This window comes from Lysobacter koreensis, assembly GCF_042677045.1.
Classification (GTDB): domain Bacteria; phylum Pseudomonadota; class Gammaproteobacteria; order Xanthomonadales; family Xanthomonadaceae; genus Lysobacter_K; species Lysobacter_K koreensis.
Genome location: NZ_JBHTIH010000003.1, coordinates 14,220 through 40,834 on the forward strand (window position 1 = coordinate 14,220; position 26,615 = coordinate 40,834).

21 protein-coding genes are annotated in these 26,615 nt (G+C 71.7%); 10 read left to right on the plus strand and 11 right to left on the minus strand.

Going from position 1 to position 26,615, the window contains the following annotated elements:
• The first annotated feature begins 162 nt into the window (after nucleotides 1-162).
• The 4 genes from ACFQZQ_RS05460 (at nucleotide 163) to ACFQZQ_RS05475 (ending at nucleotide 4,488) form a co-directional block, all read left to right on the plus strand.
• Entirely contained in the window at nucleotides 163-2,541 is a 2,379-nt protein-coding gene (locus tag ACFQZQ_RS05460) for an MMPL family transporter (RefSeq protein WP_386811684.1), read from the plus strand.
• A 1-nt stretch (nucleotide 2,542) separates the two neighbouring features.
• A complete protein-coding gene (locus ACFQZQ_RS05465; RefSeq protein ID WP_386811685.1) occupies nucleotides 2,543-2,998 on the plus strand; it encodes a phosphotransferase in 456 nt (151 codons plus the stop codon).
• A gap of 145 nt (nucleotides 2,999-3,143) precedes the next feature.
• Nucleotides 3,144-3,878 (plus strand): 3-oxoacyl-ACP reductase FabG, encoded by a 735-nt coding sequence (gene fabG / locus ACFQZQ_RS05470; protein WP_386811686.1) that lies wholly within the window; start codon nucleotides 3,144-3,146, stop codon nucleotides 3,876-3,878.
• Nucleotides 3,879-4,011: 133 nt separating this feature from the next.
• Entirely contained in the window at nucleotides 4,012-4,488 is a 477-nt protein-coding gene (locus tag ACFQZQ_RS05475) for a hypothetical protein (RefSeq protein WP_386811687.1), read from the plus strand.
• 117 nt (nucleotides 4,489-4,605) lie between these two features.
• Here the strand turns inward: ACFQZQ_RS05475 and ACFQZQ_RS05480 are convergent, their stop codons facing one another.
• The 5 genes from ACFQZQ_RS05480 to ACFQZQ_RS05500 are packed head-to-tail and all read right to left on the minus strand — an operon-like array spanning nucleotide 4,606 to nucleotide 10,396.
• Nucleotides 4,606-5,844 carry a cation:proton antiporter domain-containing protein gene (locus tag ACFQZQ_RS05480; RefSeq protein ID WP_386811688.1) on the minus strand — a complete coding sequence of 413 codons (1,239 nt, stop codon included), beginning with the start codon at nucleotides 5,842-5,844 and terminating at the stop codon, nucleotides 4,606-4,608.
• A complete protein-coding gene (locus ACFQZQ_RS05485; RefSeq protein WP_386811689.1) occupies nucleotides 5,841-7,526 on the minus strand; it encodes an NAD(P)/FAD-dependent oxidoreductase in 1,686 nt (561 codons plus the stop codon). Before ACFQZQ_RS05485 ends, ACFQZQ_RS05480 begins: the two co-directional genes overlap by 4 nt.
• On the minus strand, nucleotides 7,523-8,368 hold the full coding sequence (locus ACFQZQ_RS05490) for a glycosyltransferase family 2 protein (protein ID WP_386811690.1): 846 nt from the start codon (nucleotides 8,366-8,368) through the stop codon (nucleotides 7,523-7,525). The genes ACFQZQ_RS05485 and ACFQZQ_RS05490 overlap by 4 nt, the downstream gene beginning before the upstream one ends.
• A 22-nt stretch (nucleotides 8,369-8,390) precedes the next feature.
• A complete protein-coding gene (locus ACFQZQ_RS05495; protein ID WP_386811691.1) occupies nucleotides 8,391-9,176 on the minus strand; it encodes a beta-ketoacyl synthase chain length factor in 786 nt (261 codons plus the stop codon).
• A complete protein-coding gene (locus ACFQZQ_RS05500; RefSeq protein WP_386812544.1) occupies nucleotides 9,173-10,396 on the minus strand; it encodes a beta-ketoacyl-[acyl-carrier-protein] synthase family protein in 1,224 nt (407 codons plus the stop codon). The genes ACFQZQ_RS05495 and ACFQZQ_RS05500 overlap by 4 nt, the downstream gene beginning before the upstream one ends.
• A gap of 154 nt (nucleotides 10,397-10,550) precedes the next feature.
• On the opposite strand from ACFQZQ_RS05500, the gene ACFQZQ_RS05505 reads away from it, so the two are divergent.
• Complete coding sequence (locus ACFQZQ_RS05505; RefSeq protein ID WP_386811692.1) at nucleotides 10,551-11,264, plus strand: YdcF family protein; 714 nt, start codon at nucleotides 10,551-10,553, stop codon at nucleotides 11,262-11,264.
• 421 nt (nucleotides 11,265-11,685) lie between these two features.
• Here ACFQZQ_RS05505 and ACFQZQ_RS05510 read toward each other — a convergent pair whose 3' ends face one another.
• From ACFQZQ_RS05510 to ACFQZQ_RS05520, 3 genes are all read right to left on the minus strand, one after another.
• Nucleotides 11,686-13,491 carry a DUF885 domain-containing protein gene (locus ACFQZQ_RS05510; protein WP_386811693.1) on the minus strand — a complete coding sequence of 602 codons (1,806 nt, stop codon included), beginning with the start codon at nucleotides 13,489-13,491 and terminating at the stop codon, nucleotides 11,686-11,688.
• Between the two features lie 89 nt (nucleotides 13,492-13,580).
• Complete coding sequence (locus ACFQZQ_RS05515; protein WP_386811694.1) at nucleotides 13,581-15,866, minus strand: S9 family peptidase; 2,286 nt, start codon at nucleotides 15,864-15,866, stop codon at nucleotides 13,581-13,583.
• 173 nt (nucleotides 15,867-16,039) lie between these two features.
• Entirely contained in the window at nucleotides 16,040-16,819 is a 780-nt protein-coding gene (locus ACFQZQ_RS05520) for a glucose 1-dehydrogenase (RefSeq protein ID WP_386811695.1), read from the minus strand.
• Nucleotides 16,820-16,875: 56 nt separating this feature from the next.
• Between ACFQZQ_RS05520 and ACFQZQ_RS05525 the strand changes: the two genes are divergently transcribed.
• The 4 genes from ACFQZQ_RS05525 to ACFQZQ_RS05540 all read left to right on the plus strand — a co-directional run bounded on the left by ACFQZQ_RS05525 (nucleotide 16,876) and on the right by ACFQZQ_RS05540 (nucleotide 21,127).
• The gene (locus ACFQZQ_RS05525) at nucleotides 16,876-17,670 is read left to right on the plus strand and encodes an SDR family NAD(P)-dependent oxidoreductase (RefSeq protein ID WP_386811696.1); all 795 of its coding nucleotides are present in this window, start codon (nucleotides 16,876-16,878) and stop codon (nucleotides 17,668-17,670) included.
• 145 nt (nucleotides 17,671-17,815) lie between these two features.
• Entirely contained in the window at nucleotides 17,816-18,862 is a 1,047-nt protein-coding gene (locus ACFQZQ_RS05530) for a saccharopine dehydrogenase family protein (protein WP_386811697.1), read from the plus strand.
• Nucleotides 18,863-18,864: 2 nt separating this feature from the next.
• A complete protein-coding gene (locus ACFQZQ_RS05535) occupies nucleotides 18,865-20,094 on the plus strand; it encodes an acyl-CoA dehydrogenase family protein (RefSeq protein WP_386811698.1) in 1,230 nt (409 codons plus the stop codon).
• Between the two features lie 4 nt (nucleotides 20,095-20,098).
• Nucleotides 20,099-21,127 carry a phosphotransferase family protein gene (locus ACFQZQ_RS05540; protein WP_386811699.1) on the plus strand — a complete coding sequence of 343 codons (1,029 nt, stop codon included), beginning with the start codon at nucleotides 20,099-20,101 and terminating at the stop codon, nucleotides 21,125-21,127.
• Between the two features lie 81 nt (nucleotides 21,128-21,208).
• Here the strand turns inward: ACFQZQ_RS05540 and ACFQZQ_RS05545 are convergent, their stop codons facing one another.
• Nucleotides 21,209-22,213: a M61 family metallopeptidase gene (locus tag ACFQZQ_RS05545; RefSeq protein ID WP_386811700.1), complete on the minus strand. Its 1,005-nt coding sequence runs from the start codon at nucleotides 22,211-22,213 to the stop codon at nucleotides 21,209-21,211.
• 257 nt (nucleotides 22,214-22,470) lie between these two features.
• Between ACFQZQ_RS05545 and uvrD the strand changes: the two genes are divergently transcribed.
• Nucleotides 22,471-24,663, plus strand: a complete 2,193-nt coding sequence (gene uvrD, locus ACFQZQ_RS05550) for a DNA helicase II (RefSeq protein ID WP_386811701.1) — start codon at nucleotides 22,471-22,473, stop codon at nucleotides 24,661-24,663.
• Between the two features lie 147 nt (nucleotides 24,664-24,810).
• Here the strand turns inward: uvrD and ACFQZQ_RS05555 are convergent, their stop codons facing one another.
• Nucleotides 24,811-26,109, minus strand: a complete 1,299-nt coding sequence (locus ACFQZQ_RS05555; protein WP_386811702.1) for an RNA polymerase sigma factor — start codon at nucleotides 26,107-26,109, stop codon at nucleotides 24,811-24,813.
• A gap of 53 nt (nucleotides 26,110-26,162) precedes the next feature.
• Nucleotides 26,163-26,591: a VOC family protein gene (locus tag ACFQZQ_RS05560; protein WP_386811703.1), complete on the minus strand. Its 429-nt coding sequence runs from the start codon at nucleotides 26,589-26,591 to the stop codon at nucleotides 26,163-26,165.
• Nucleotides 26,592-26,615 lie beyond the last annotated feature (24 nt).

Sequence of the window (26,615 nt, forward strand, 5' to 3'; positions counted from 1 at the left end):
CCGCGAACCCTCATGCCGCGCGCGCGGCCGTCGTCAGTAAAGCGGCCACGGTCGTCATCGCGTCATGACGCCACCCGCCCCGGACATCAACTCGCCTGTCGCGAAACCTCATGCCGCGCGCGCGGCCGACGTAAACAACACCGCCGTGGCCCCAACCCCGCCATGACGCGACAAAACCCCAAACCACTGTCGTCGCGCCAACGCCTCGCGCTCGCCTTGCTGTGGCTGGCCCTGCTCGCCGTGGCCGGTTGGGCGATCGGGCAGAAGCTCGAACTCAGCGGCGACCTGCGCAAGTTCATGCCGAGCGCGCAGACGCCGGCGCAGAAACTGCTGATCGACGAACTCGGCGAAGGCCCGGGCTCGCGGCTGTTGCTGGTGGGCCTGGCCGGCGCCGACCCGGAAACCCTGGCCGCGCAATCGGCGGCAATGCAGGCGGTGCTGGCCGCACCGGCGCGCGACGGCCAGGCCACGTTCGCGTTCGTCGCCAACGGCGCCGACAGTGGCCTGGACGCGATCCCCGCGCGCCTGCGCCCGTACCGCTACCTGCTGTCGCCGACGCTCGACAACAAGGCGCTCGACGCCGGCCTGCTCGCCGACGAACTCGCGCAGCGGGTGCAGGACCTCGGCTCGCCCGCGGCGAGCCTGATCGAGCCGCTGCTGGCCAGCGACCCGACCCTGGAGACGCTGAAACTCGCCGAGCGCTGGCAGCCGGCGAACGCGCCGCAGCGCCTGCACGGCGTCTGGTTCGACCGCGCCGGGCGCGAGGCACTGCTGGTCGCGGAAACCACCGCCGCCGGCTTCGACCCGACCGGCCAGCAACGCGCGGTCGATGCGATCGGCGCGGCGTTCGCGCAGGCGCGCGGCGACAGCGCGTCGCAACTGACGATCAGCGGCCCGGGCGCGTTCTCGGTCGAGATCGGTGGCCGCACCGCGCGCGAGGCGAGCCTGATCGGCAGCGTCGACACGCTGATTTTCGTGCTGCTGCTGGCACTGGCCTACCGCAGCTGGAAGGCGCCGCTGCTGGGCGCGTTGCCGCTGGCCAGCGGCGGCCTGGCCGGGCTGGCCGCGGTCGCGCTGGGCTTCGACGGCGTGCACGGCATCACCGTCGCGTTCGGCTTCACCCTGATCGGCGTCGCCCAGGATTACCCGATCCATCTGTTCAGCCACCAGCGCCCGGGGCTGTCGCCGTGGGCGAGCGCGCGCGCGCTGTGGCCGACGCTCGGCACCGGCGTGGCCTCGACCTGCATCGCCTACCTGACGTTCCTGGTCTCCGGCGTCGACGGCCTCAAGCAGCTGGCGGTGTTCACCATCGTCGGCCTGGGCACCGCCGCGTTGACCACCCGGTTCGCGCTGCCGGGCCTGCTCGACAGCTCCGACAACGGCGGCGCGCCGCGCGACGTCGCCGATTCGGCGCGGCTGGCGCGGCTGTGGCGTGCGCTCGCGCGCTGGCCGCGGATGGGCGCGACCGCGTTCGCGGTCGTGGCCACGCTCGCGCTGGCGGTCGCGACGTTCGCGCCCGGCCGCTTCTGGCAGAACGACCTGTCGAAGCTGACCCCGGTCCCGGCGCCCGCGCTCGCGCGCGACGCGCAGCTGCGCGTGGAACTCGGCGCGCCCGACGTGCGCTACGTGATCGCGCTTGAGGGCCGCGACGCCGAGGCCGCGTTGCAGGCCTCGGAGAAGCTGTTGCCGGCGCTGCAGCAGCTGCGCGACCACGGCGCGCTGGCCGGCTACGACAGCGCCGCGTTGTACCTGCCCAGCCGCGCCACGCAACGCGCGCGCCAGGGCAAGCTGCCCGAGCGCGCGACGCTGCAGGCCGCGCTCGACGAGGCGCTCGCGGGCAGCCCCTTCCTGCCCGACGCATTCGCGGTGTTTGTCGACGACGTCGCGCGCGCGCGCGCGGCACCGCCGCTGGGGCCGCGCGATCTGGCCGGCACGCCGCTGGCGACCCGCATCGACGGCCTGCTGCTGCAGCGCGACGGCCACGCCACCGCGCTGGTGTCGCTCAGCGGCCTGGCCGACCCGGTCGCGGTCGCGCACATCGCGCAGCGCCACGGCGCGCAGCTGCTCGACCTCAAGCAGGCCTCCGAATCGCTGGTCGCCGCGTACCGGCAACGCGTGCTGTGGGCGCTGGCGCTGGCCAGCGTGCTGCTGGCCGTGACGGTGTGGGTCGCGCTGCGCGCGCCGCGCCGGGTGCTGCGGGTGCTCGCGCCGATGGCGCTGAGCACGCTGCTGATCCTCGCGGTGCTGCGTGGGCTCGGGATCGAGTTGAACCTGTTCCACCTGGTCGCGCTGATCCTCGCCGCCGGGCTGGGCCTGGACTACGCGCTGTTCTTCGACCACGCCGGCGACGACCGCGCCGAGCAGCTGCGCGCGCTGCACGCGGTCATCGTCTGCAGCCTGACCACGCTGTTGGTGTTCTCGCTGCTGGGGCTGTCGACGATCCCGGTGCTGCGCGCGATCGGCACCACCGTTGCGCTCGGAGTGGCGTGCAATTTCGTGCTGGCGCTGCTGATCGTTCGCCGCCCGGTCGGAGCGGTCTGAGGTGATCGGCCGCGACGAGATCGCCGCGCTGATCCCGCACCAGGGCGGCATGTGCCTGTGGGACGAGGTACTGGCCTGGGACGCGGGCTCGATTCGCCTGCGCGCGCACAACCACCGCGATTCGGGCCATCCGCTGCGCAGCGGCGAGCGGTTGCGCGCGGTGCACCTGTGCGAGTACGGCGCGCAGGCGATGGCGGTGCACGGCGGCCTGCAGGCGAGCGCGGCCGGCGGGGTCGCGGCGCCGGGGGTGCTGGTGGCCCTGCGCGGCGTGCAGCTGCACGTGGCGCGCCTCGACGACCTGCCCGGCGCGCTGGAATGCGAGGCCGAAAGCCTGGCGCAGGCCGCGGACAGCCAGCAGTACGCGTTCCGCATCACCCACGCCGGCACCCTGCTCGCGGAAGGCCGCGCGGCGGTGGTGCTGCAAGCCCCTCTCCCGCCGGGAGAGGGGTTGGGGTGAGGGTTCGGCGGAGCGGCGTCGCTGATAACAGATCGTTCGTTCCGTACTTTCCTTGCGACATTACTATCGACGCTTCGCCGAACCCTCATCCGCCCTCCGGGCACCTTCTCCCGAGGGGAGAAGGGAACAGCAAGAGCAATAGCGAATGACTGACACCCAACTCCGCCGCGCGCTCGTCACCGGCGGCAGCGGCGACCTCGGCAGCGCGATCTGCGCGCGCCTGGCCGCCGACGGCCTGCACATGATCGTGCACGCCAATGCCAACCTCGCGCGCGCCGACGCGGTCGTCGCCGCCATCCATGCCGCTGGCGGCAGCGCCGAGGCGGTCGCGTTCGACGTCGCCGATGGCGGTGCTACGCGCGCCGCGATCGACGGCCTGCTCGCGGCCGGCCCGATCCAGGTCGTGGTCAACAACGCCGGCATCCACGACGACGCGCCGATGGCCGGCATGAGCGACGCGCAGTGGAAGCGGGTGATCGACGTCTCCCTGCACGGCTTCTTCCACGTCACCCAGCCGCTGCTGCTGCCGATGGCGCGCACGCGCTGGGGCCGGATCGTCAGCGTGTCGTCGGTGGCCGCGGTGCTCGGCAACCGCGGCCAGTGCAACTACGCCGCGGCCAAAGCCGCGCTGCACGGCGCCTCGAAATCGCTGGCGCGCGAGATGGCGTCGCGCGGCATCGCCGTGAATGTCGTGGCGCCGGGCGTGATCGAGGGGCAGATGGCCGGCGCGGCGTTCGCGCCGGAGGCGATCAAGCAACTGGTGCCCGCCGCGCGCGCCGGGCGGCCCGACGAGGTCGCCGCGCTGGTCGCGTTCCTGTGTTCGGACGCGGCCGGCTACATCAACGGCCAGGTGATCGGGATCAACGGCGGGATGGCCTGAGCCACCCGTCGCGGCGCGGCGATCCGCGTCACCACGCCGGGTGCGGCCGCAGTTCGTGAACGATTCAGCGGCTTGACGCGCGGCCCGCAGGCACGCGCGTATGCTCGGCGCATTCCCAACGGAGCCTGCCGCCATGTCCCTGGTCTCCCTGCAACGCGTGTGCGTGGCCGTCGCGCTGACCCTGCTCTTGGCCGCGTGCGCCAGCTCGCACGTGCTTACCGGGCGCGCGCGCCCGCCGATCGATCCGGCCCAGGTGCGGGTGTACTTCGCGCCGCCGCCGAACGGCTACGAGGAGATCGCGATCCTCGAGACCGCCAGCGGTGCATTCACCTATGGCGAGCAGAACAAGATGGACTCGGTGATCGGCAAGCTGCGCGCCGAGGCCGCCAAGCTCGGCGCCAACGGCGTGCTGTTCCAGGGCACCGACGAGGGCTACGGCGGCGGTGGCGTCAGCGTCGGTGCCGGCGGTGGCCGTTTCGGCGGGCGCAGCTTCAGTGGCGGCAGCGTCGGGGTCGACATCAGCCCGCGGCAGAAATTCGGGCGTGGGCTCGCGGTGTATGTCGCCAACCCGCCGCCGATGGAAAGCTCGGGCGCGCCACCGCGGCCGTGACCGCGGTGCCGGGCGTGCCCGGCATCGGTTGGCCGTCGTGAGCAGCGTGCCGAGCGGGCTCGGCGCCGTCCCCGGCTTGGAGCAAGGTGCCGAGCAGGCTCGGCACCGCGCAATGACCTAACTCGTGACCGCTTCGCCCACCGCCGTGGGCCTGCCGGCGAACCAGGTTAGCAGCGGCCCGGTCATCACCGTGGTCAGCAGCGCCATCACCAGCAGCATGGTGAACAGCTCCGGGCCGATCAGGCCGGCGTCGAGGCCGACCTTCATCACGATCAGCTCCATCAGCCCGCGTGCGTTCATCAGCGCGCCGGTGGACAGGCTCTCGCGCCAGCCGTAGCCGGCCAGGCGCGCGCCCGCGGCGCCACCGGCGAGCTTGCCGACCACCGCCGCGCCCAGGATCAAGGCCATCGCGCCCAGGCCGGCGCCGACGAACGCATCGCCGGTGGTGTTGAGTCCGGCCAGGGCGAAGAAGATCGGCATCAGCACCACGATCGCGACGTACTCCAGGCGCTCGACCAGGTACTTCAGCAGGCGGTCGTCGCGCGGCAGGCAGGCGCCGAACACGAACGCGCCGAACACCGCGTGCAGGCCCATCCACTCGGTCAGCGCCGCGCACACCAGCATCCCGATTACGATCGCCGCCAGCAGCATCGCGCTGGGTTGCCCGTCGGGCGCATGGGTGCGCAGCAGCCAGGCGTACAGCGGCTTGAATGCGCCGAACACCAGCACGCACAGCCCGACCAGGCCGAGCGTGGTCTTGAGGAAGCCGGCCATGCCGCCGGCGCCGACCAGGGCCACCACCAGCGCCAGCATGATCCACGCGAACACGTCGGCGATCGCCGCCGAACTCAGCGACAGCCGCCCGAGCCGGGTCTGGGTCAGGCCGCGTTCCTTGAGGATCCGCGCCATCACCGGGAACGCGGTGATCGACATCGCCGCGGCCATGAACAACGCGAACGGCCAGAAGCCCACGCCCGCCGGCGCCAGCGGATGCAGCCACGGCGAGATGCCGATCCCCAGTGCCATCGGCAGCAGCACGCTGAGCAGGCCGACCGCGCCGGCGGCCTTGAGCTGGGCGCGCACGCCATCGGGCGCGCGCAGCTCGGCGCCGACGATGAACATGAACAACACCAGCCCGAGCATCGCCAGCGACGACAACGCCGACAGCGACTCCTTCGCGAACAGCAGCGCGTGGAACTCCGGGAACACCGCACCGAACACGATCGGCCCCAGCACCAGTCCGGCCGCCATCTCGCCGATCACCGGCGGCTGCCCGAGGTAGCGCAGCAACAGCCCGCAGGCGCGCGCGGTGGCCAGGATGATCACCAGCTGCAGCAGCAACGGCGAGTGGCTCACGCGGCGAGCTCCTCGAGCGCGGCGCCGGCGGTGTACCACGCCGGTGCCAGCAGCGGCGGCTGCGGCAGCGGTTCGCCTTGCAGCAGCGCGTCCAGGCCGTGGTCGTCGATGCGCGGGTGATCGACGCGCGCGCGGGCGAGGGTTTCGGCCGCCAGCGCACGCATGGTGGCGACGTTGGCGTGGATGCGCGCGGCGAATGCGTCGTCGTCGAGCACGTCGTTCAAGGCGCGGTTGAGTTCATGGAACCAGCCGATGTCGAACTGGTCGAGCGAACGTCCGTCCGCGGCCAGCGGCGCGGTGTTGCGCTGGCCCCAGTCGCGCAGCAGCGTCTGCATCGCCGCGTTGAGCGCGCTGCCCAGCGCGAACGCCTTGCGCAGGCGGCCGAGCATCGCGACATCGGTCTGCCGCTGGGCGAAGAACAGCGGCGCCAATAGCGCCCAGTAGAACGTGTAGTCCCAGATCACCTTGACCGGCATCACCTGGGCGTCGCCGAACAGCGGGTACTGGTCCTGGTAGAGGCTCAGCGTGTTCTCGTAGAAGGAGAAGTACAGCTGCTGGTAGATCGTCGCGAACGGCGCGAACGACAGGCCGGCGCGGTCCTTGCCGATCAGGTCGCAGATGTAGGTGTTGCTCAGCGCGATGAAGTCGCTGCCCGGCGAATAGAACGGGTCGAGGAACAGCCCGGCCTCGCCGGTCAGCGCCCAGCGGTCGCCCGAGAACACCTGCTTGCAGCCGTACGAGAAGTGGCGCAGGAACAGGAAGTCCTGCAGCCCGTGCCCGGATTGCTCGACCGACGCGGCGACCTGCGGCTGGTGCGTGCGCAGCCAGGCCATCGCCTTGTCGTGGGTGTTCATGGTGTCCAGCGGGTGCATCTTCGCGTCGCAGACGATCCCCAGCGAATGCGCGCCCGACGCCAGCGGGATCAGCCAGAACCAGTAGCCCGGCCCGCACATGTGGTTGGTCGAGCGCCAGCGGTCGGGCGGGGTGCAGCGCTGCAGCCAGTCGGCGTCGCTCGACCAGTCGTTGGGGTCGATGTAGCCGTCGATGCGCCACCACACCGCGTTGGCGTCGTGGTCGTTGGCCTGGGCCAGGTCGAGCTTGCGCTTGATCAGGCCGGCGCGGCCGGCGGCGTCGACCAGCCAGCGCGCCTGCAGCTGCTGGGCGTCGCCAGCGCGTTCGTAGCGGATCGTGTGCAGCGTTTCGTCGCCTGGGCCGGCACTGGCCAGGTCGAAGCCGCGCACCACCGAGGCGTCGCGAAAATCCACGCCGAGCGCGCGCGCTCGTTCGCCGAGGAAGTTCTCGAAGCGGCCGCGGTCGAGCTGCCACGACGGCGTCGGCAGCAGCGCGCTGACGCCGATCTCGGTGCAGCGGTCGATGTCGTTGCGGCCTTCGCTGAAGAAGAAGCGGAAGCCGAACTTGCGGATCTGCTCGCTCTCCAGATGCTCGCGCAAGCCGAGCACGTCGGCGAAATAGTGCGCGCCGATCTCGACGGTCGATTCGCCGACCTTGAACGCCGCCTCGCGCACCGGGTGGGCGTGGCGCTCGAGCACCACCACGCCCAGCGACGGCTCGCGCTGCTTGAGCTGGATCGCCAGGCTCAGCCCGGCCAGGCCGCCGCCGAGGATGGCCACGTCGGTGGCGCGGCTTTCGAACTCGCGGGCGGTCTGGTCGGTTGCGGTCATGGCGCCTTCGTGTGCGGGTGGGAGGGGGGCGCGGCGGCGAACTCGCCGCTGGGGTCGTCGATCAGCGGCGGGTGGGCGCGGATGCTGCGGTACACGTCCACAAGACCGCCGCGGCGCAGGCACTGGCCGACGATGTGCGAGGTGATGCGGCTGAAGTCGCGCCACGGCTTGAAGTGGCTGGCGCGGAACTGCTCGTCGGAGTCGACGCACTGGTAGCGCGACTCGATCGGCACCGACACGCAGCGCGTGCCCAGCTGCTGCGCGGCCGAGATCAGGATCTGCGCCTCGAACACGAAGTCCTCGCCGGGCACGTCGTCCAGTGCGGCGACCGCGGCCGGGTACAGGCGCTGGCCGCTCTGGGTGTCGGCGATCTGGTAGCCGGTGCCCCAGGCGATGCCCCAGTCGCCGAAGTGGTTGGCCAGGCGCCGGTAGGTCGGCTGCAGCGCGCGCTTGCGCAGGCGCGCGCCGATCACGATGTGCGCCGGGTAGCGGTTGCCCGCGTCGAGCAGGCGCGGGATGTCGCTGGCCGCGTGCTGGCCGTCGCCGTCCATCGTCAGCACGCCGGCGAAGCCGCGCCGCAGGGCCTCGGCGAAGCCGTCGCGCAGGCTCGCGCCCTTGCCCATGCGCCGCGGGTGGCGCAGCACCGTCACCGGCAGGTCGGCGATGGCCTGCGCGGTGCCGTCGTCGGAGCCGTCGTCGACCACGATCACGTGCGGGCAGTGCGCGAGCGCGTCGGTGACCACGCCGCGGATGCGCAGCGCCTCGTTGAGCGCCGGGATCACCACCGCGACGTTGTCGGGCGTCAGGCGGACGCGGGAATCCGGGTTGATGGCTGCGGGCATGGCGGGTTCGGCAGGGAGGAAGTCAGGCATCGTGCAGGGCCACGCGCAGCACCCGGCCGGGACCGGCCTTGAGCACAGCTCCGGGATCGCCCGCGGCCAATGCATCGAACAGCGGCAGCATCGGCGCCATCGCGTTGCCGCGGGCGTGGCGCGCCAGCGGTCCATCGGCGCGCACCGGTTCGCCGTCGTCGAGGCCGATCGTGATCCGCGGCGCGCCCGGCCGCGGCGTGCGCGCCAGCACCAGCGCCGCACCGAGCAGGCCGTCGCTGCGGGAAACCTGGGCCAGCGGTCCGGCCGAGGCGCTGTCGTAGGCGACCAGCAATATCGCCTGCGCGCCGGTCGCCAGCTGCACCATCGCGTCGAGCAGGCCCTGGGCGAAGCTCGCGTCGTAGGCGCTGATCGCGGTGGCCGGCTGCATCGCACCGGCACCGATGGTCCAGTAGCCGGCCGCGGCGTTGTGCACCGAGTTATGGAAGCGCGTGGGCGACACCGACAGCGGCGTGTCGGCGAGCGCGGCGCACATGTAGTCGGTGATCGCCAGGTCGCCGTGGGTCGAGGCGAACACCGACGGCAACGAGGCTGGCGCGCGTCGCGCGGCGTTGCACGCGGCCAGTGCGACCTCGAGTGCGACCGCGACCGATTCGGGCGCGCGGCGGCGTTCGTTGGGCGCGAGCAACTGCGGCGACGGCCGCGCCGGCGCGTCGCCGGGCAGGGTGGCATCGCGTGCGAACGACCGCGCCGCGTCCCACGACGGCAGCCCGTGGCTCCAGAAGCCGATGCCTTCGATGCTGGCCTGCAGGCGGCTCATGCGGCGCGGCCGAACAGCAGCGAGCAGTTGTTGCCGCCGAAACCGAAGGAGTTGTTCATCGCGTAGCGCAGGCCGTCGGCGCGCGCGTTGTCGAAGCGGATCTGCGCGCCGCACACCGGGTCGCGGGTGGCGCTGTTGAGCGTGCCGGGCAGCTCGCCGTGCTCCAGCGCGAGCAACGCGACCACCGACTCGACGATCCCCGCCGCGCCCAGGGTGTGCCCGGTCCAGCCCTTGGTGGAGCTCGCGTGCAGGGTGTCGGGGAACACCGCCGAAATCGCCAGCGCCTCGGCGTGGTCGTTGGCCGGGGTCGCGGTGCCGTGCAGGTTGAGGTAGCCGACCTGGGCCGCGTCGATGCCGCCGCGCGCGAGCGCATCGCGCATCGCCAGTTGCGCGCCAAGCCCCTGCGGGTGCGGCGCGGACATGTGGTGGGCGTCGCTGGACTCGCCGTAGCCGCACAGCTGCAGGCCATCGGCCTCGGCGTCGCGCGCATCGACCCGCTCCAGCACCGCGAAGCCGCCGGCCTCGCCCAGCGACAGGCCGACGCGGGCCGCATCGAACGGCATGCACGGCTCGGCCGCGACCAGCTGCAACGCGTTGAAGCCGAACAGCACGCTGCCGCACAGGGTGTCGACGCCGCCGACCAGCGCCGCGTCGACCAGCCCCGCCTCGATCAGGCGCGAGGCCTGCGCGAACACCTTGGCGCTCGACGAGCACGCGGTGGCGACGGTGATGCACGGCCCGCGCAGGCCGCTGACGCGCTGTACGAAATCGCCGAGCGAGTGCGGCGTGTGCACGATCGAGCGGTCGAGGTCCGCGGCGAAGCGCGGCGTGCCATCGGGACCGGCTTCCAGGCGCGCATAGGCCTCCTCGGTGGCGCCGATGCTCGAGGTCGAGGTGCCGACCACGACCGCGACCCGCTGCGCGCCGTAACGCGCGACCACCGCATCGAGCGCGTCGGCGATGCCGTCGTGCTGCAACGCCAGCCACGCCAGGCGGTTGTTGCGGCAATCCCAGCCGGCCAGCTCGGCCGGCAGTTCGATGTCCTCGAGCCCGTCGACGCGGCCGATCCAGCACGCCAGCGGCTGGCCGTCCTCGACCCGCGGTCCGAAGTCGTTGCGGCGCAGCCCGCCGCGGCGTTCGCGCAGCGCATCGGCCTGGGCCTGGCGGCCGCGGCCGAGCGCGGTGGTCGCGGTATAGGCGCGCACCGCCAGCGGCGCGATCGGCTGCGCGGCGGACGGGGTGTGGGCGGGTGACGCTGGCAGCGACTCACTGGACGACACGCGCGGTTCCGGTGGCGGGAGGAACCGAAGTATAGCCAGCGCTCCGCGCCGCCAACGCGGCGTAGACTGAACGCCTTCCACCTGAACCACGCGCATGTCCAGCCGCACCGTCCACCGCCTGCGCCTGTTCGGTGACCGCGACGTGCTGCATGCCGCCGCGGTCGCCACCACCGCCTGCGTGCTCAGCGCCGGGCTGGTCTACGTCGGCTACTTCGTGCACGTGCTGCGGATCGCACGGCGCGCGCCGTGCGTGCCTGAACGGGGCGAATGCGTGCTGCTGTTCGGCAAGCATGCGCCGCAGGGCCGGATCGACCGTGATTTCGAGGCGCGCCTGGACCGCGCGGTGTCGCTGTGGCGCGAGCGCCCACCGAGCAGCGTGGTGCTGCTCGGCGGCGGCGCGCTGGACGAACCCAGCGAGGCCGAAGTCGCGCGCCAGGGCCTGTTCGCCCGCGGCCTGGCCAGCGACGCCCCGCTGCGGCTGGAGGCGCAGTCGCGCGACACCCTGCAGAACCTGCGCAACGCGCGCGCGATGCTGCGCGAGGGCCTGGTCGAGCCGGGCCTGCACGCCGACGGCAGCCGCCCGCGCGTGACCCTGCTCAGCAGCCGCTACCATCTCGCGCGCTGCGCGTTGTTCGCGCGCCAGCTGGGCTTCGACGCCGAGCTGTGCGCGGCCGAGCCGGCGCTGCGGGTCGGGCCGCGGATGCTGCTGCGGCTCGCGGGCGAGGCGGGGTACGTATGCCTGAGCGACATCGGCTCGCGTTGGGCGCGGCTGATCGGGCATCGGCGGATGATTGAACGGGTGAGTTGAGCGCGCGCTCGCCTTCGCCCTGTTCTTGTCCGAAAGAAGCAAGAGCAGTTGCCGAAGCAGGATCAAGGGCTTTCGCACGCTGCGCGCGCGAGTCACTTTTGTCCTTGTCAAAAGTAACCAAAACCGCCTGCGCCGGACGCTCGCCGATGCGATGAAGCCGCATCGGTCCCCTGCGCTCCTCGAGCAAAGGGTACGGCGCCCAAACTCGCTGCGCTCAGACAAGGGCGCCTTTTCCCCCTTTGCCCTCCGGTGCTCGGCGAGCTCTACGGCGCGGGTACAGCGAAGAGCCATAGGTCACCAGCAACAGCAACGTCGCTGGATCCCCGCCTGCGCGGGAATGACGAGCAAAAGAGGCGGCCAGCTGGATGCCGGCGCGCACGAAACGCGGCCGGATCGATCCGGCCGCGTCAGCCCACGCGCGTCAGCGCTTGGCCTTCTGCGCCGGCACGAACTCCTCGCGCACCGCCTTGGCCAGCAGGTCCGGCGGCAGCAGGCCCTGGTCGAGCAGGAAGTCGTTGAACGCGCGGCGGTTGAACTTGTCGCCCAGTGCCAGCTCGGTCTCCGCGCGCAGCTGCAGGATCCGCGAGTAGCCGTAGAAGTAGCTGCCGGCCTGGCCCGGCGCGCGCACGGTGTAGCGATCGACCTCCTGCTTGGCCATCGCCTTGGACAGGCCGACCTCCTCGGTCAGCACGCGGGTCGCGGTGGCGCGGTCGATCAGGCCCAGGTTGAGCATCGGGTCGAGCATCGCGCGCGCGTTGCGCATCAGCCGGAACTGCAGCGCGAACAGCTGGCCGTCGAGCGGCTCGTACGGGACCATCTCGGCCTCGGCGTACAACGCCCAGCCTTCGACGTTGACCGAGTTGAACGCGAACAGCGTGCGCGCCAGCGACACGCCGCGCTCGACCATCGCGGTGAACTGCAGCTCGTGGCCGGGACGGCCTTCGTGCGCGGTCAGCGTCCAGGCCACCGACGGGAAGTTGAAGTCGTCGTACGCGCCTTCCGCGCCGGCGTTGGGGTTGCCCAGCGGCAGCACGAACGTGCCCTGCTGGCCGGTGTTGCCGACCAGCGGCGCCGGCAGGAAGTGCGGCGCCGGCTGCGCGGCGCTTTCGGCTTCGCTGCCCAGGCGCATCTGCATCGGCCGCTGCGGCAGCGCGACGATGTCGTGCTGCGCGATCAGGCGGTCGAGTTCGGGCATCACCTGGCCGCGGTAGTGCGGCTCGACCTGTGCCGTGGTGAACTGGGTTTTCTTCAACGCGGCGATCACCTCGCGGTAGTCGCTGGCCTTCAGGCCCTTCTCCTTGGCTACCAGCGGCGCCAGCTGCTGCATCGCCGCGCGGGTTTCCATGTAGCCGACCTGGGCGCGCTCGATCAGCAGCCGCGGGTCGATGTCGATGCCGACCTGCTTGAGCTGTAGCGCGTAGAGCTCGGCCGGCAGCTGGTAGTCGGTGCGCGTGTTCGGCAACACGGTAGCGCGCGTCCACGCGTTGTAGTCGCCGAGCTGCTTCTCGATCGTGTCCAGCGCCGGCGTGGCGCCGGCGATCTGGTATTTGGCGAACAGCTCGCGCAGGCCCTTGACGTAGGTCGGCGCGTTCTCCAGCGACTGCTCGACCGCGATCTTCGTGGGCTTCAGCAGCGCGGTCTCGCCGGCGCGTTCCTCGTAGCGCTGCCGCGCCAGCGTGGTGATCGGGGTGCCGCCGTCGACCATGCCGGCGTAGCGCTTCAGGCGCGTGAGCGCGAGCGCGCGGCGCTCGGGCGGGGTCTGGTCGCTGAGCAACCCCTGCAGGCCCTGGAACACCAGCTGCGGCGCGTCGAACCACGGCTGGGTCAGGCGCTCGTTGACCGCGCTGGCCTCGATCGCGTCGTCGGCGGCCTGGATCAGGATCTGCAGGTCCTGGCGCACGTTGGCATCGCGTTCCACCTGCAGTTTGGCCTGCAGCTGCGTGCGTGCGGCCGCGGTCGCGTCGCGGAAGCGCTTGCCGTTGTCCGGGCCGAGGTCGGCGACCTGGTCGTCATAGCCGGGCACGCCGAAGAACGAGTTCTGCTCCGGCTGGAACGGCCCCTGCGCCTTGAGCAGGATCTGCGCGTAGCCGTTGCTGGTGGTGACCCAGGCCGGTGACGGCTTGACCGCCGCGGCTTTGGTCGCGGCGGCTGGGGTGCCAGCTTTCTGCGCGAGGACGGGCAGCGGCGCCAGCAGCGCCAGGGTGATCGCGAGGACGAGCGGCTTCATCGGCAGGGTTTCCTTCAGGAGTCGGGCGAGCATCCCGTTGCGGCGACCGCCGGCCAAGCGCCGAAGGTCACGTCGCCCGCGGGCGTGGGTCAGGGCGCGGGCTTGAGGCAGCGGTCGAAGAACCCCTGGGTGATGTGCAGCCGGTGCAGCAGGTCCTTGCCCTTGAGGCCGTGCTTCGCGCCGGGGTAAGTCATCAGCTCGAACGGCTGGCCGCGTTGCTGCAGCGCGCTCATCAGCACCGTGGAGTTGCTGAAGAGCACGTTGTCGTCGGCCATGCCGTGGATCAGCAGCAGCTTCGGCGCATCGGCACCGACCAGACCGTCGACGTGCTCGAGCACGCGCGCGGTCTTGTAGCCCTCGACGTTCGCCGCCGGCAGGTTCATGTAGCGCTCGGTGTAGTGGGTGTCGTACAGCGCCCAGTCGCTGACCGGCGCGCCGGCGACGCCGCAGGCGTACGCGTCGGGCGCCTGCGCGAGCAGCATCAGGGTCATGTAGCCGCCGTTGGACCAGCCGTACACGCCGATGCGCTGGCCATCGACCCACGGCTGCGACTTCAGCCACGCCACCCCCTGCAGCTGGTCGGCGACCTCGACCGTGCCCTGCTTGCCGTACAGCGCGCCGCCGAAAGCCGCGCCGCGGCGCGGGGTGCCGCGGTTGTCGAGCGAGAACACCACGTAGCCGTGCTGGGCCAGGTACTGGTTGAGGTCGGGCGCCCAGCTGCGCTTGACGGTCTGCGACGCCGGGCCGCCGTAGACGAAGACCACCACCGGGTAGCGCTTGCGGGCGTCGAAGCCGGCCGGCTTGATCACGCTGTAGTGCAGTTCGGTCTGGCCGTCGGCGGCGGCCAGGGTGCCGAACTCGATTGGTCTATGCGCGGCCTTGTACGGTGCGTACGGGTGCGCGGGGTCGGCGAGGTCGTTGGCGAGCAGCGGCGCGATCAGGCTGCCGTCGTTGCGGTGCAGGGTCAGCTGCGGCGGCGTGGCCGGGTTCGACCAGCTGTCGACATAGACGCTGGCGTTCTTGGCGAACGTCGCCGCGTGCATGCCGTCGGGCTTCGACAAACGCTCGACCGCGCCGCCAGCCAGCGGCACGCGGTAGACCTGCATGTCCAGCGGCGAGTCCTTGCCGGCGCTGAAGTAGACCTGGCCGGCGGCTTCGTCGACCGCGAGCACGCTGTCGACCGGCCAGTCGCCCGCGGTCAGCGCGGTAGCGGTGCCGTCGGCGGCGATGAGATACAGATGCTCGTAGCCGCTGCGCTCGCTGCCCCACAGCAAGCGGCCGTCGGCAAGGAAGCGCAGGTTGTCGTGCAGCGACACCCAGGTCTTCGCGGTCTCGCTGACCAGGGTGCGTTGCTTGCCGGTCTTGAGTTCGGTCTCGATCAGTTCGAGCCGTTTCTGGTCGCGCGACTGGCGCTGGAAGGTCAGGTGCTGCGGGTCGCGCCAGTCGACGCGCGCCAGGTAGATGTCGGCGCCGTTAGTAGGCTCACCTTTGCCCAGGTCGATCCAGCGCGGCTTGGCGCCGGCCTTCGGTGCGATCACGGCGAGCTTGACCAGCACGTTCTTGTCGCCGGCGGCCGGGTAGCGCTGCTCGACCACGTCGGTGCGATCGGGGTAGACCTCGTAGCGCTTCTGCACCGGAACCGGGGTTTCGTCGATGCGCGCGAACGCGATCGCGCTGTCGTCGGGTGCCCACCAGTAACCGGTGTGGCGGCCCATCTCCTCGTCCGCGACGAACTCGGCGACGCCGTTGCCGATCACCGCACTGCCGTCGAAGGTCAGCTGCGCCGGCTTGCCGGTCGCCAGGTCGATCACCCACAGGTTGCGGTCGCGGATGAAGCTAACGAAGCCGCCTTTCGGCGACAGTTTCGGGTCGGTGGCGAAACCTTCGCCGTCGGTGAGCTTGCGCACCGCCTCCAAGCCGGACTTGCGCAGGTCGTACAGGTACAGCTGCCCGCCGAGTGGGAACAGCAGCGACTGCGCATCGGGCGCCCAGTGGTAGTCGACGATGCCGCTCAGCGCGGCGGTGCGCTGGCGTTCGCGGCGCGCCTTCTCCTCGTCGCTGAGCACTTCGACCCCGGGCAGTACCACGTCGGCGTCGACCAGCCGCGCGGTCTGGCCGCTGGCGATGTCATAGGCCCACAGGTCGAGGCGGTTCTTGTCGTCGGGCTTGCCGCGCAGGAACGTCACCCGGCTGCCGTCGGGGGCGATCTTGGGTTTGACCAGGCTCGGCCCGGACAGCGGCGCGTCGCCGGCGAGCGCTTCGAGCGTGAGCTTGCCGGGCGGGGTCGTGGTGGGCGTGTCGGCGAAGGCGGCGGGCATAAGGCTCAAGGCGGTGAGCGCGACGGCGAGGGCGGGCGCGAAGCGGAGTCGGGTCATGGCGAAGGCGGCTGTGGAACCAGGCCCGAGTGTAAGCGCAGCGCCCGGGCGCCCGGCGGCAAACGCCTGGCGCGACGCCGCGGTTCGACCTCCGAGCGGGACCCATCCCTACCCGCAGCGACGCATGCCCCTGGATCCGGGCCTTGGCTGGCTGTGGCGCGGGAGCCTCGTCGCTAGGCGAGGTACCCGCCGTCGACCGTGAACGCAGCACCGGTCACGTAGCCGGCGGCCGGCGTGCACAGGAACGCGATCATCGGCGCGATTTCGTCCGGCTGTGCCACCCGTCCGAGCGGGATCAGCTGCAGCATCGTCTTGAGGATCTTCTCGTTCGAGGTCAGCGCGCCGGCGAACTTGGTGTCGGTCAGTCCCGGCAGCACCGCGTTGACGCGCACGCCCTGCGGGCCGAGTTCCTTGGCGAAGCCCTCGGTCAGCGACACGATCCCGGCCTTGGTCATCGAGTACACGCCCTGGCCCGGGGCGCTGCGACGGGCGTTGACCGAGGCGACGTTGACGATCGCACCGCCGCGCCCGCCGCGCCCGACCCGCGTCATGCGCTGGGCCGCCTGCACCGTCATCCAGAAGTAGCCGCGCAGGTTGACGTCGACGGTCTTCTCGAAGCTCGCCAGCGACTGTTCGCACATCGGACCGAAGTGCGGGTTGGTCGCGGCGTTGTTGACCAGGATGTCGGGCACGAGATCGCGCGCGTCGAGCGCGGCGAACAGCGCCTCGATCGCCTCGGGCTCGCCGATGTGCGCGGCGATCGCGGTTGCGGCGCCGCCGTCGGCGCGGATCGAGGCGGCGACCTGTTCGCAGGCGTCGAGCTGGCGGCTGCTGATCACCACGTGTGCGCCCCAGCCGGCGAGCAGCCGCGCGACCGCCTCGCCGATGCCGCGCGAGGCGCCGGTCACGAGCGCGGTTTTTCCGGCTAGATCGAACAAGTCGGGCTGTGTCATGGTGCAGGCCTGGGCAGGGTGTCCGACCTAGGATGCCGCATCGGCGAGGCGACGACATGGCGGCACGCAGGGTCCTGATCACCGGCGCGGGCAGCGGCCTCGGGCTGGCGCTGGCGCAGCGCCATGCCGCGCGCGGCGACGCGGTGGCCTGCGTCGACCTGGACGGCGAGCGAGCGCAGGCCGCATGCGCGTCGCTGCCCGGCAGCGGCCACGCCGCGTTCACCGCCGATGTCGGCAGCGATGCATCGATGGTGGCGCTGCGCGACGCGGTGCTGGCGCAATGGGGCGGGGTCGACGTGCTGGTCAACAACGCCGGCATCGCCAGCGGCGGCACGTTGCTGGAAAGCAGCATGGCCGAATGGCGCGAACTGCTCGAGGTCAACGTGCTAGGCGTGGTGCGCGGTTGCCAGGCGTTCCTGCCGGGGATGCTCGCGCGGAAGTCTGGGCGGATCCTCAACATCGCCTCGTTCGCGGCGCTGGCCGGCGCTCCGTCGATCATGAGCTACGGGGTCGCCAAGGGCGGCGTGCTGACGTTGTCGGAACAGCTGCGCGCGGAGCTGCACGGCAGCGGCGTGGCGGTGTCGGTCGCGTGCCCGGCGTTTTTCCAGACCAACCTGCTGCAGAACTGGCGCGGCAGCGAGCGCATGAAAGGCCACGCCGCGAAGATGATGACGCGCAGCGCCGACACGCTCGACGATGTTGCCGACAAGATCTTCGCCGCATCCGGGCGCGGCCAGTTCCTGATCCTGCCGACCCGCGGCGTGGCCGCGCGCTGGCGCGTGCGGCGCTGGTTCCCGTCGCTGTATTTCCGCCGATTGATGGCGCAGGTCGCGCCGCGCGCCTCGCGATGACGCTGGCGCCAGCGGCCTGCCCGGCAGCAGCGGCTTCAGCCGCGAGTTTTTTCTCGAGCAAACGTCGTACAACGCAAGAGCTCGCGGCTGAAGCCGCTCCTACAGGAGCTGCGGCTGCAAATGACAATTTCGAAGGAGTCGCACGATGCAGTGGATGATCTACGGCGCCAACGGCTACACCGGCCGCCTGATCGCGCTCGAGGCGCAGCGGCGCGGGCTGGCGCCGGTGTTGGCCGGACGCAGCGCGGACGTCGCGGCGCTTGCGCAGCAACTGGGCTTCAGCCACCGCCGCTTCGACCTCGATGATGCCGCGGCGGTGGCCGCCGGGCTCGCCGGCATCGGCCTGGTGCTGCATTGCGCCGGGCCGTTCTCGGCGACCAGCGCGCCGATGCTCGAGGGCTGCCTGGCCGCCGGCGCGCACTACCTCGACATCACCGGCGAGATCGACGTGTTCGCCCACTGCCACGCGCAGGACGCGCGCGCGCGCGAACGCGGCATCGTGGTGCTGCCCGGCGCCGGCTTCGACGTGGTGCCGACCGATTGCCTGGCCGCGCAGCTCAAGCGCGAACTGCCGACCGCGACCCACCTGGTGCTCGCGTTCGAGGCCGGCGGCGGCCCCAGCCCGGGCACCGCCAAGACCAGCGTCGAAGGCCTGGGCAAGGGCGGGCGCGCGCGCATCGACGGCGTGCTGCAACGCGTGCCGCTGGCGTGGAAGACCCGCACGTTCATCCGCGATGGCCAGGCGCGCAGCGCGATGACGATCCCGTGGGGCGATGTCTATACCGCGACCGTCAGCACCGGCATCCCCAACGTCGAGGTCTACATGGGCGTGCCGCCGGCGACGATCGCGCGGATGCGGCGGCTGCGCCTGCTCGGGCCGCTGCTGGGCACGTCGCTGGTGCAGGGCTTCCTCAAGCGCGGCGTGGCGCGCTCGGTGCGCGGGCCGTCGGACGACAAGCGCGCCGCGACCGTGACCCATGTCTGGGGCGAAGTCAGCGCACCCGGCGGCGCGCAGTGCCAGCGCCACCTCGTGGTTCCCAACGGCTACACGCTGACGGTAACCGCGTCGCTGGGCATCGTCGAACACCTGCTCGGCGGCGGCGCGGCCCCCGGTTACCGCACGCCATCGCAGCTGATGGGCGCCGACTACATCCTGTCGCTGCCGGGCGTATCGATCGCGCAGGACGCCTGACCATGGCGGGCGCGACGCTGTTCCCGCAGTCCCAGCTCTTCCCGCAAAGTGACCGCAGCCGCGCGCTCGGCGCCCGGCTGGCCGCGTTCATGGCCGCGAATGTGCTGCCGGCCGAAGCCGGGCTCGCGGCCTGGGCCGCCGACCCCGCCACGCGCTGGACGCCGCCGCCGCAGCTGGAAGCGCTGAAGGCGCAGGCGCGCGCCGAGGGCTTGTGGAATCTGTTCCTGCCCGATCCTCAGCACGGCGCCGGTCTCAGCAACCTCGAGTACGCGCCGCTGGCCGAACAGATGGGCCGCTCGCTGATCGCGCCCGAGATCTTCAACTGCGGCGCGCCGGACACCGGCAACATCGAGGTGCTCGCACAGTTCGGCAGCCCCGAACAGCAGACGCGCTGGCTGGCGCCGCTGCTCGACGGCACGATCCGCTCCGCGTTCGCGATGACCGAGCCGGAGGTCGCCTCGTCCGACGCCACCAACATCGCGATGCGCTTCCGCCGCGACGGCGACGACTACGTGCTCGACGGCCGCAAGTGGTGGACCACCGGCGCCGGCGACCCGCGCTGCGCGCTGCTGATCGTGATGGGCGTGACCGACCCGGACGCCGCGCCGCATCGCCGCCAGTCGATGCTGCTGGTGCCGATGGACGCGCCCGGCGTGCGCGTCGTGCGGCCGCTGCAGGTGTTCGGCTACGACGACGCGCCGCATGGCCACGTCGAGCTGCAGTTCGAGCAGGTGCGGGTGCCGGTCGCGAACCTGCTGCACGGCGAAGGCCGCGGCTTCGAGATCGCGCAGGCGCGGCTCGGTCCCGGCCGCATCCACCACTGCATGCGCCTGATTGGCCTGGCGCAGCGCGCGCTCGAGGCGATGCTCGAACGCGCGCGCAGCCGGGTCGCGTTCGGCCAGCCGCTGGGCGCGCACGGCATGGCCCAGCAGATGATCGTGGCCTCGCGCTGCGAGATCGAGCAGGCGCGGTTGCTGACCCTGCAGGCCGCCGCGGCGCTCGACGCGCACGGCAACAAGGGCGCGCGCGACCTGATCGGGATGATCAAGGTCGTCGCCCCGGCGATGGCCTGCGCGGTGATCGACCGCGCGATCCAGCTGCACGGCGCCGGCGGCCTGTCGCAGGACCACTTCCTCGCCCATGCCTATGCGAGCGCGCGTGCGCTGCGCCTGGCCGATGGGCCGGACGAGGTGCACATCGCGTCGCTCGCGCGCTCGATGCTGAAGGCCTGAGCGAATGAGCGCCGATGCGTTCGCGTTGCCCGAGGCCGTGCTCGCCGACTACCTCGCCCAGCACGTCGAGGGCTTCCGCGGGCCGCTGACCGCGAGCAAGTTCAAAGGCGGGCAATCCAACCCGACCTACCGCATCGACGCGGCCAGCGGCCGTTACGTGCTGCGCCGCAAGCCGCCGGGCGCGCTGCTGCCGTCGGCGCACGCGGTCGACCGCGAGTTCCGCGTGCTGCGCGCGCTGCACGGCAGCGCGGTGCCGGTCGCGCGCGCCCTGCACCTGTGCAGCGACGAGTCGGTGATCGGCTCGATGTTCTACCTGATGGAGCACGTCGACGGCCGCGTGTTCTGGGATCCGGCGCTGCCGGAGCTCGACCCCGCGTCACGCGGCGCGCACTACGAGGCGATCGTCGCCACGCTCGCGGCGCTGCACGCGGTCGACGTCGATGCGGTCGGCCTGGGCGGCTACGGCAAGCCCGGCAACTACTTCGCGCGCCAGCTCGCGCGCTGGAGCGAGCAGTACCGCGCCAGCGAAACCCAGGCCATCGCGGCCATGGAGACGCTGCTGCTCGAGCTGCCCGCGCGCTGCCCGGCCGACGACGGCCGCGTCGCGCTGGTGCACGGCGACTACCGGGTCGACAACCTGATGTTCGCCGCCGATGCGCCGCGCGTGCTGGCGCTGATGGACTGGGAGCTGTCGACGCTCGGCCACCCGCTCGCCGACCTGGGCTACCTGTGCATGGCGCTGCGCCTGCCCGGGCAGCCGCCGCTGCCGGGCTTGGCAGGCACCGACCGCGCCGCGCTCGGCATCCCCGACGAGGCCGCGCTGCTGCGCCGCTACAGCGAACTCAGCGGCACCCGCGTCGATACGGATTGGCCCTTCGTGTTGGCATTCAGCTTCTTCCGCCTCGCCGCGATCGCCCAGGGCGTGGCCAAACGCGCGCAGCAGGGCAACGCCTCCAGCGACCAGGCCCGCCAGGCCGGACGCATGGCCGACGTGCTCGCGCAACTGGGCGTGCAGGCGCTGCGCGACGGCTGAGCGCGCAAGCCCGATCCATCGGCCAGGCGCGAAAGCGAACCGCGCAGGGAGCGCTGATCGATCAACGCCGGGCGCCCGGCCTCATGGCGCGTCCGGCCTCAGAGCCGGCCTCCGGCCCATCAACGCGCGGCGCAGGCGGACCGCATCGGGCCGGTTCGAGAACTTCAGCACGCCGTCGCGCGTTTCCAGGCCGAGCGCCGCGTAGGCCGCGTCCAGCGGTGGAAACTCGCGCGAGGCGGCATAGCGCCGGTACAGGCGCTGGAAGACCTCGCCGCCGGCGATCGCGTCCAGCTGCGCCACGAACGCCGCCGGCTCGACCAGGCCGGTGCCGCGCAGGCAGCAGCGCGCGTACTGCGACAGCGCCGCGTCGAGGCTGCTGGCATGCTCGCGGCGCAGGGCGAGGTCAGCCTCCAGCCAGTACGCAGCGCCGGCCCAGTAGACCCGCATCGTGCCGCGGTGGCGGCGGCTGAGTTCGTCCAGGCGCGCGCCGCTGGCCTCGCGTCGGCCGCGTGCGAAGCCGGCGTCGAGTTCCTGCCACGCCTGCGCCGGCTCGAGCAGTCCGACCCGCGCGCGCAGCACGTTCTGGTAGTAGCTCGCCAGCCCTTCCGCGAGCCAGCGGCCGTCGCCGCCGAGGTAGGGATGGAACAGGTGCGCCAGTTCGTGCGCGGCGGTCCAGTCCTCGCGCAATTCGCTCAGGCCCGCGTCGGCGCGCACGTACAGCAGCACCGCGACGCCATCGCGGCGCGAGGTCTGCCCCCACGGCACCGGGCTGCGGTCGCGGCTGTCGATCTGTTCGATGCGCACCCGCGCCTGCGGCAACGGGAAGCGCCCGAACGCGGCCAGGGTCGATTCGGCGGTCTGCGCGAGCCAGCGCTGCAGCTCCGCGGCGCGCGCGGGATCGATTGGGCGATCAGGCGCGTCGACCACGCTGACCCGCAGTTCGCTGGCGCCGGCGCGCAGCACGCGCTCGTCGTTGCGCACGGTGCCAGGGATGGCCGGCGTTTCGACGGCCGACGCCTCCGCGGCCTTCGCCGGATAAATGGCGGCCCCGGCGAGCACGAGCAGCAATGGCCAGCGGGGATTCATGGCGAGGCTCCGTTAACGCCAGGAGCAGGCCCGGCCTAAGGGTGTGTGTAGATCCGAGCCTGCTCGGATCGCTTCTCAGGCCGGTCGGAAAGCAATCCGAGCAGGCTCGGATCTACGAAAGCTTCCACACCGGTTTCCGGACAGATTCAGGGAGGCACTCCTGCAGCAGCACCGCGGCTTGTGCCAATCGCGTCGACAGGCTCTTTGAGGCGCGACACCGCGCAAGGTTCCCGTGAGCCCGCCGCTACAATGCACCGATGGACGTATCGCATCTGCTCGACGCACTGAACCCCGCCCAGCGCGAGGCCGTCAGCGCGGCTCCGGGCCATTATCTCGTGCTCGCGGGCGCCGGTTCCGGCAAGACCCGCGTGCTGACCCACCGCATCGCCTGGCTGCATGAGGTGTTCGGCGTGCCGACCCACGGCATCCTCGCGGTCACGTTCACCAACAAGGCCGCCGGCGAGATGCGCCACCGCGTCGAGGCGCAGTTGCCGCGCGGCGCGCGCGGCATGTGGATCGGCACCTTCCACGGCCTCGCCCACCGCCTGCTGCGCCTGCACTGGCAGGACGCGAAATTGCCCGAAAGCTTCCAGGTGCTCGATTCGGACGACCAGCTGCGCCTGGTCAAGCGCGTGGTGCAGGCGCTGGAACTCGACGACGTGCGTTTCCCGCCGCGCCAGATCGCGTGGTGGATCAACGCGCAGAAGGACGAGGGCCGACGCCCGCAACACCTGCAGTCCAGCGACGACCCGTGGGCGGACACCATGCGCCGCGCCTACGAGGCCTATCAGGAGCGCTGCGAGCGCGCCGGCCTGGTCGACTTCGCCGAGCTGCTGCTGCGCGCGCACGAACTGCTGCGCGACAACGCCGCGCTGCTCGCGCACTACCGCCACCGCTTCGGCGAGATCCTGGTCGACGAGTTCCAGGACACCAATGCGATCCAGTACGGCTTCGTGCGCCTGCTCGCCGGCGACACCGGGCGCGTGTTCGTGGTCGGCGACGACGACCAGGCGATCTACGGCTGGCGCGGCGCCAAGGTCGAGAACGTGCAGCGTTTCCTCAAGGATTTCGGCGGTGCCGACGGCAGCGCCGCGCAGACCATCCGCCTCGAGCAGAACTACCGCTCCAGCGCCAACATCCTCGACGCCGCCAACGCGGTGATCGCGCACAACCCGGATCGCCTCGGCAAGAAGCTGTGGACCGACACCGGCGTGGGCGAGGCGATCGACCTGTACGCGGCCTACAACGAGATGGACGAGGCGCGCTTCGTGGTCGAGCGCCTGCGCCAGTGGGTGCGCGACGGCGGCAGCCACGGCGACGTCGCGATCCTGTACCGCAGCAACGCGCAATCGCGCGCGTTCGAAGAAATACTGATCGGCGAGCAGGTGCCGTACCGCGTGTACGGCGGCCAGCGCTTCTTCGAGCGCGCCGAGATCAAGGACACGCTCGCCTACCTGCGCCTGATCGGCAACCGCAGCGACGATGCCGCGTTCGAACGTGCGGTCAACACGCCCGCGCGCGGCATCGGCGAACGCACGCTCGACGAGGTGCGCCGGCGTGCGCGCGCCGACGCGCTGTCGCTGTGGGAGGCCGCACGCCGGGTCACCGGCGAGAACGTGCTCGCCGCGCGGGCGCGCAACGCGATCGTCGGCTTCGTCAACCTGGTCGATTCGCTCGACAGCGAAGTCGCGCCGATGCCGCTGCCGGAGAAGATCGACCACGTGCTCGCGCGCTCGGGCCTGCGCGAGCACTACGCCAACGAGTCGCGCGGCCAGCTCGATTCGCGCACCGAGAACCTCGACGAACTGGTGTCGGTCGCCTCGCGCTTCACCCGCGCCGACGAGGAGGACGCCGCGGCGATGCCGGAGCTGATCGCGTTCCTCAGTTACGCCTCGCTCGAGGCCGGCGAGGGCCAGACCCAGGCCGGCGAGGACGGCGTGCAACTGATGACGCTGCACAGCGCCAAGGGCCTGGAGTTTCCGCTGGTGTTCCTCGGCGGGCTGGAGGAAGGCCTGTTCCCGAGCAGCAAGTCGACCGAGGAACCCGGGCGGCTGGAGGAAGAGCGGCGCCTGGCCTACGTCGGCATCACCCGCGCGCGGCAGAAGCTGGTGCTCAGCTACGCCGAGTCGCGCCGCATCCACGGCCAGGACATGTACGGGGTGCCGTCGCGGTTCCTGCGCGAGATCCCGCCGGCGCTGCTGCACGAGGTGCGGCCGAAGGTGCAGGTGTCGCGGCCGATGTTCAGCCCGCAGCCGCGGCGCGACTACGGCCACGCCGCGATCGAGGCGCCGCCGGTCAAGCTCGGTGCGTTCGTGCGCCACCCGAGCTTCGGCACCGGCACGGTCACCGATTACGAGGGCGTCGGCGCGCATGCGCGGGTGCAGGTCAATTTCGATGACGCCGGCAGCAAGTGGCTGGTGCTCGCCTACGCGAACCTGTCGCCCGCATAGGTTCCTCGCGACCGAGACTGCCTGGTGCGGTGTATCGCGGCGATTGCTGCGGGCGACGGACTTCCTGCGTGGTGCGCCTCCCCGCGTAGGAGCGACTTCAGTCGCGACCGTCGCAGGTGAGGACGCGGGTCGCGACTGAAGTCGCTCCTACGAGTCGCCCGCGTCGGCCGCGTCGCCCGCGCACGCCGCGGCCCGCTCCAGCAGCAGCTCGCGTTGGCGCAGGTTGCGGGTCAGCGCGGCGGCGCGTGCGAACTCGGCGCGCGCCTCCTCGCGGCGGCCGAGCTTGAACAGCAGGTCGCCGCGCACGCTCGGCAGCAGGTGGTAGCTGGCCAGCGACGGTTCGTCGGCCAGGGTCTCGACCAGTTCCAGTCCGGCGGCGGGGCCGAACGCCATCGCCAGCGCGACCGCGCGGTTGAGTTCGACCACCGGCGACGGTGCCAGCTGCGCGAGCGCGTCGTACAGCGCGGCGATCCGCGCCCAATCGGTGTCGTCGGCGGTGCGTGCGCGCACGTGGCAGGCGGCAATCGCGGCCTGCAGCGCGTACGGGCCGCGCGCGCCGCCGAGTTGCTCGGCGCGTTCCAGCGCGGCAAGGCCACGGCCGATCAACAACCGGTCCCAGCGCGAGCGGTCCTGGTCGAGCAGCAGCACCGGCTCGCCGCGCAGTCCGACCCGCGCGTGCATGCGCGAGGCCTGGATCTCCATCAGCGCGACCAGCCCGTGCGCCTCGGCCTGGCGCGGCACCAGTTCTGCCAGCACCCGGCCCAGGCGCAGCGCGTCCTCGCACAGGCCCGGCCGCATCCAGTCGTCGCCGGCGGTCGCCGCGTAGCCTTCGTTGAACACCAGGTAGAGCACCTGCAGCACCGAGGCCAGGCGCGCGTCGAACTCCGCGCCGCGCGGTACCTCGAACGGCACCCGCGCCTCGGCCAGGGTGCGCTTGGCGCGCACGATGCGCTGGGCGACGGTCGCTTCGGGCACCAGGAACGCGCGCGCGATTTCGTCGGTGGTCAGCCCGCCGAGCAGGCGCAGGGTCAGCGCGATCCGCGCCTCCGGCGACAGCGCCGGGTGGCAGGCGGTGAACATCAAGCGCAGCAGGTCGTCGCCGATGTCGTCGTCGAGCTTGTCGACGAGGTCTTCTTCGCGCAGGTCCTGCTGCAATTCCAGTTCGTGGCCGAGCTGCTCGTGCTTGCGCTGGATCAGCTTGCGCCGGCGCAGGCGGTCGATCGCGCGGTGCTTGGCGGTGGCCATCAACCACGCGCCCGGGTTGTCGGGCACGCCCGAACTCGGCCAGCGTTCGAGCGCGGCCACCAGCGCGTCCTGCGCGAGCTCCTCGGCCAGGCCGACGTCGCGCACCATGCGCGCCAATCCGGCGATCAGGCGCGGCGACTCGATCCGCCAGACCGCGTCGATGGTGCGATGGGTGTGCGCGTGCGCGTCGGTCGCGGTCATCGCGCCCGATCAGAGCATCGTCGTTGCGGCCGTGCAAGCCTGCGCTGGCAGCCTCACGCCGGCGGCGCGACGATCACCATCCAGCCCACCCCGAAGCGGTCAACGACCATGCCGAACTGCGGCGAGAAGAACGTCGGACCCAGCGGCATCTGCACCTGCCCACCCTCGGCCAACGCGGCGAACAGGCGCTGCGCGTCCTCGGCGTCGTCGGCGGCGATCGACAGCGAGAAGCCGCGAAACTCGCTCGCACCGACCGTGCCGTCGCACTGGCCATCGGACACCATCAGCGTGGTCTGGCCGATCCGGAATGAAGCGTGCATGACCTTGTCGCCGTTGTCGGCACCGGCCGCGCCCGGTGGCGGCGGTTCGGGGCTGTCCTTGAAGCGCATCAGCATCAGCACTTCGGCGCCGAGCGCGCTGCGGTAGAACTCGATCGCCTCGTCGCAGCGGCCGTTGAAGAACAGGTAAGGTTCGATATGCATTGGGGGTCTCCTGATTCGGGTGGG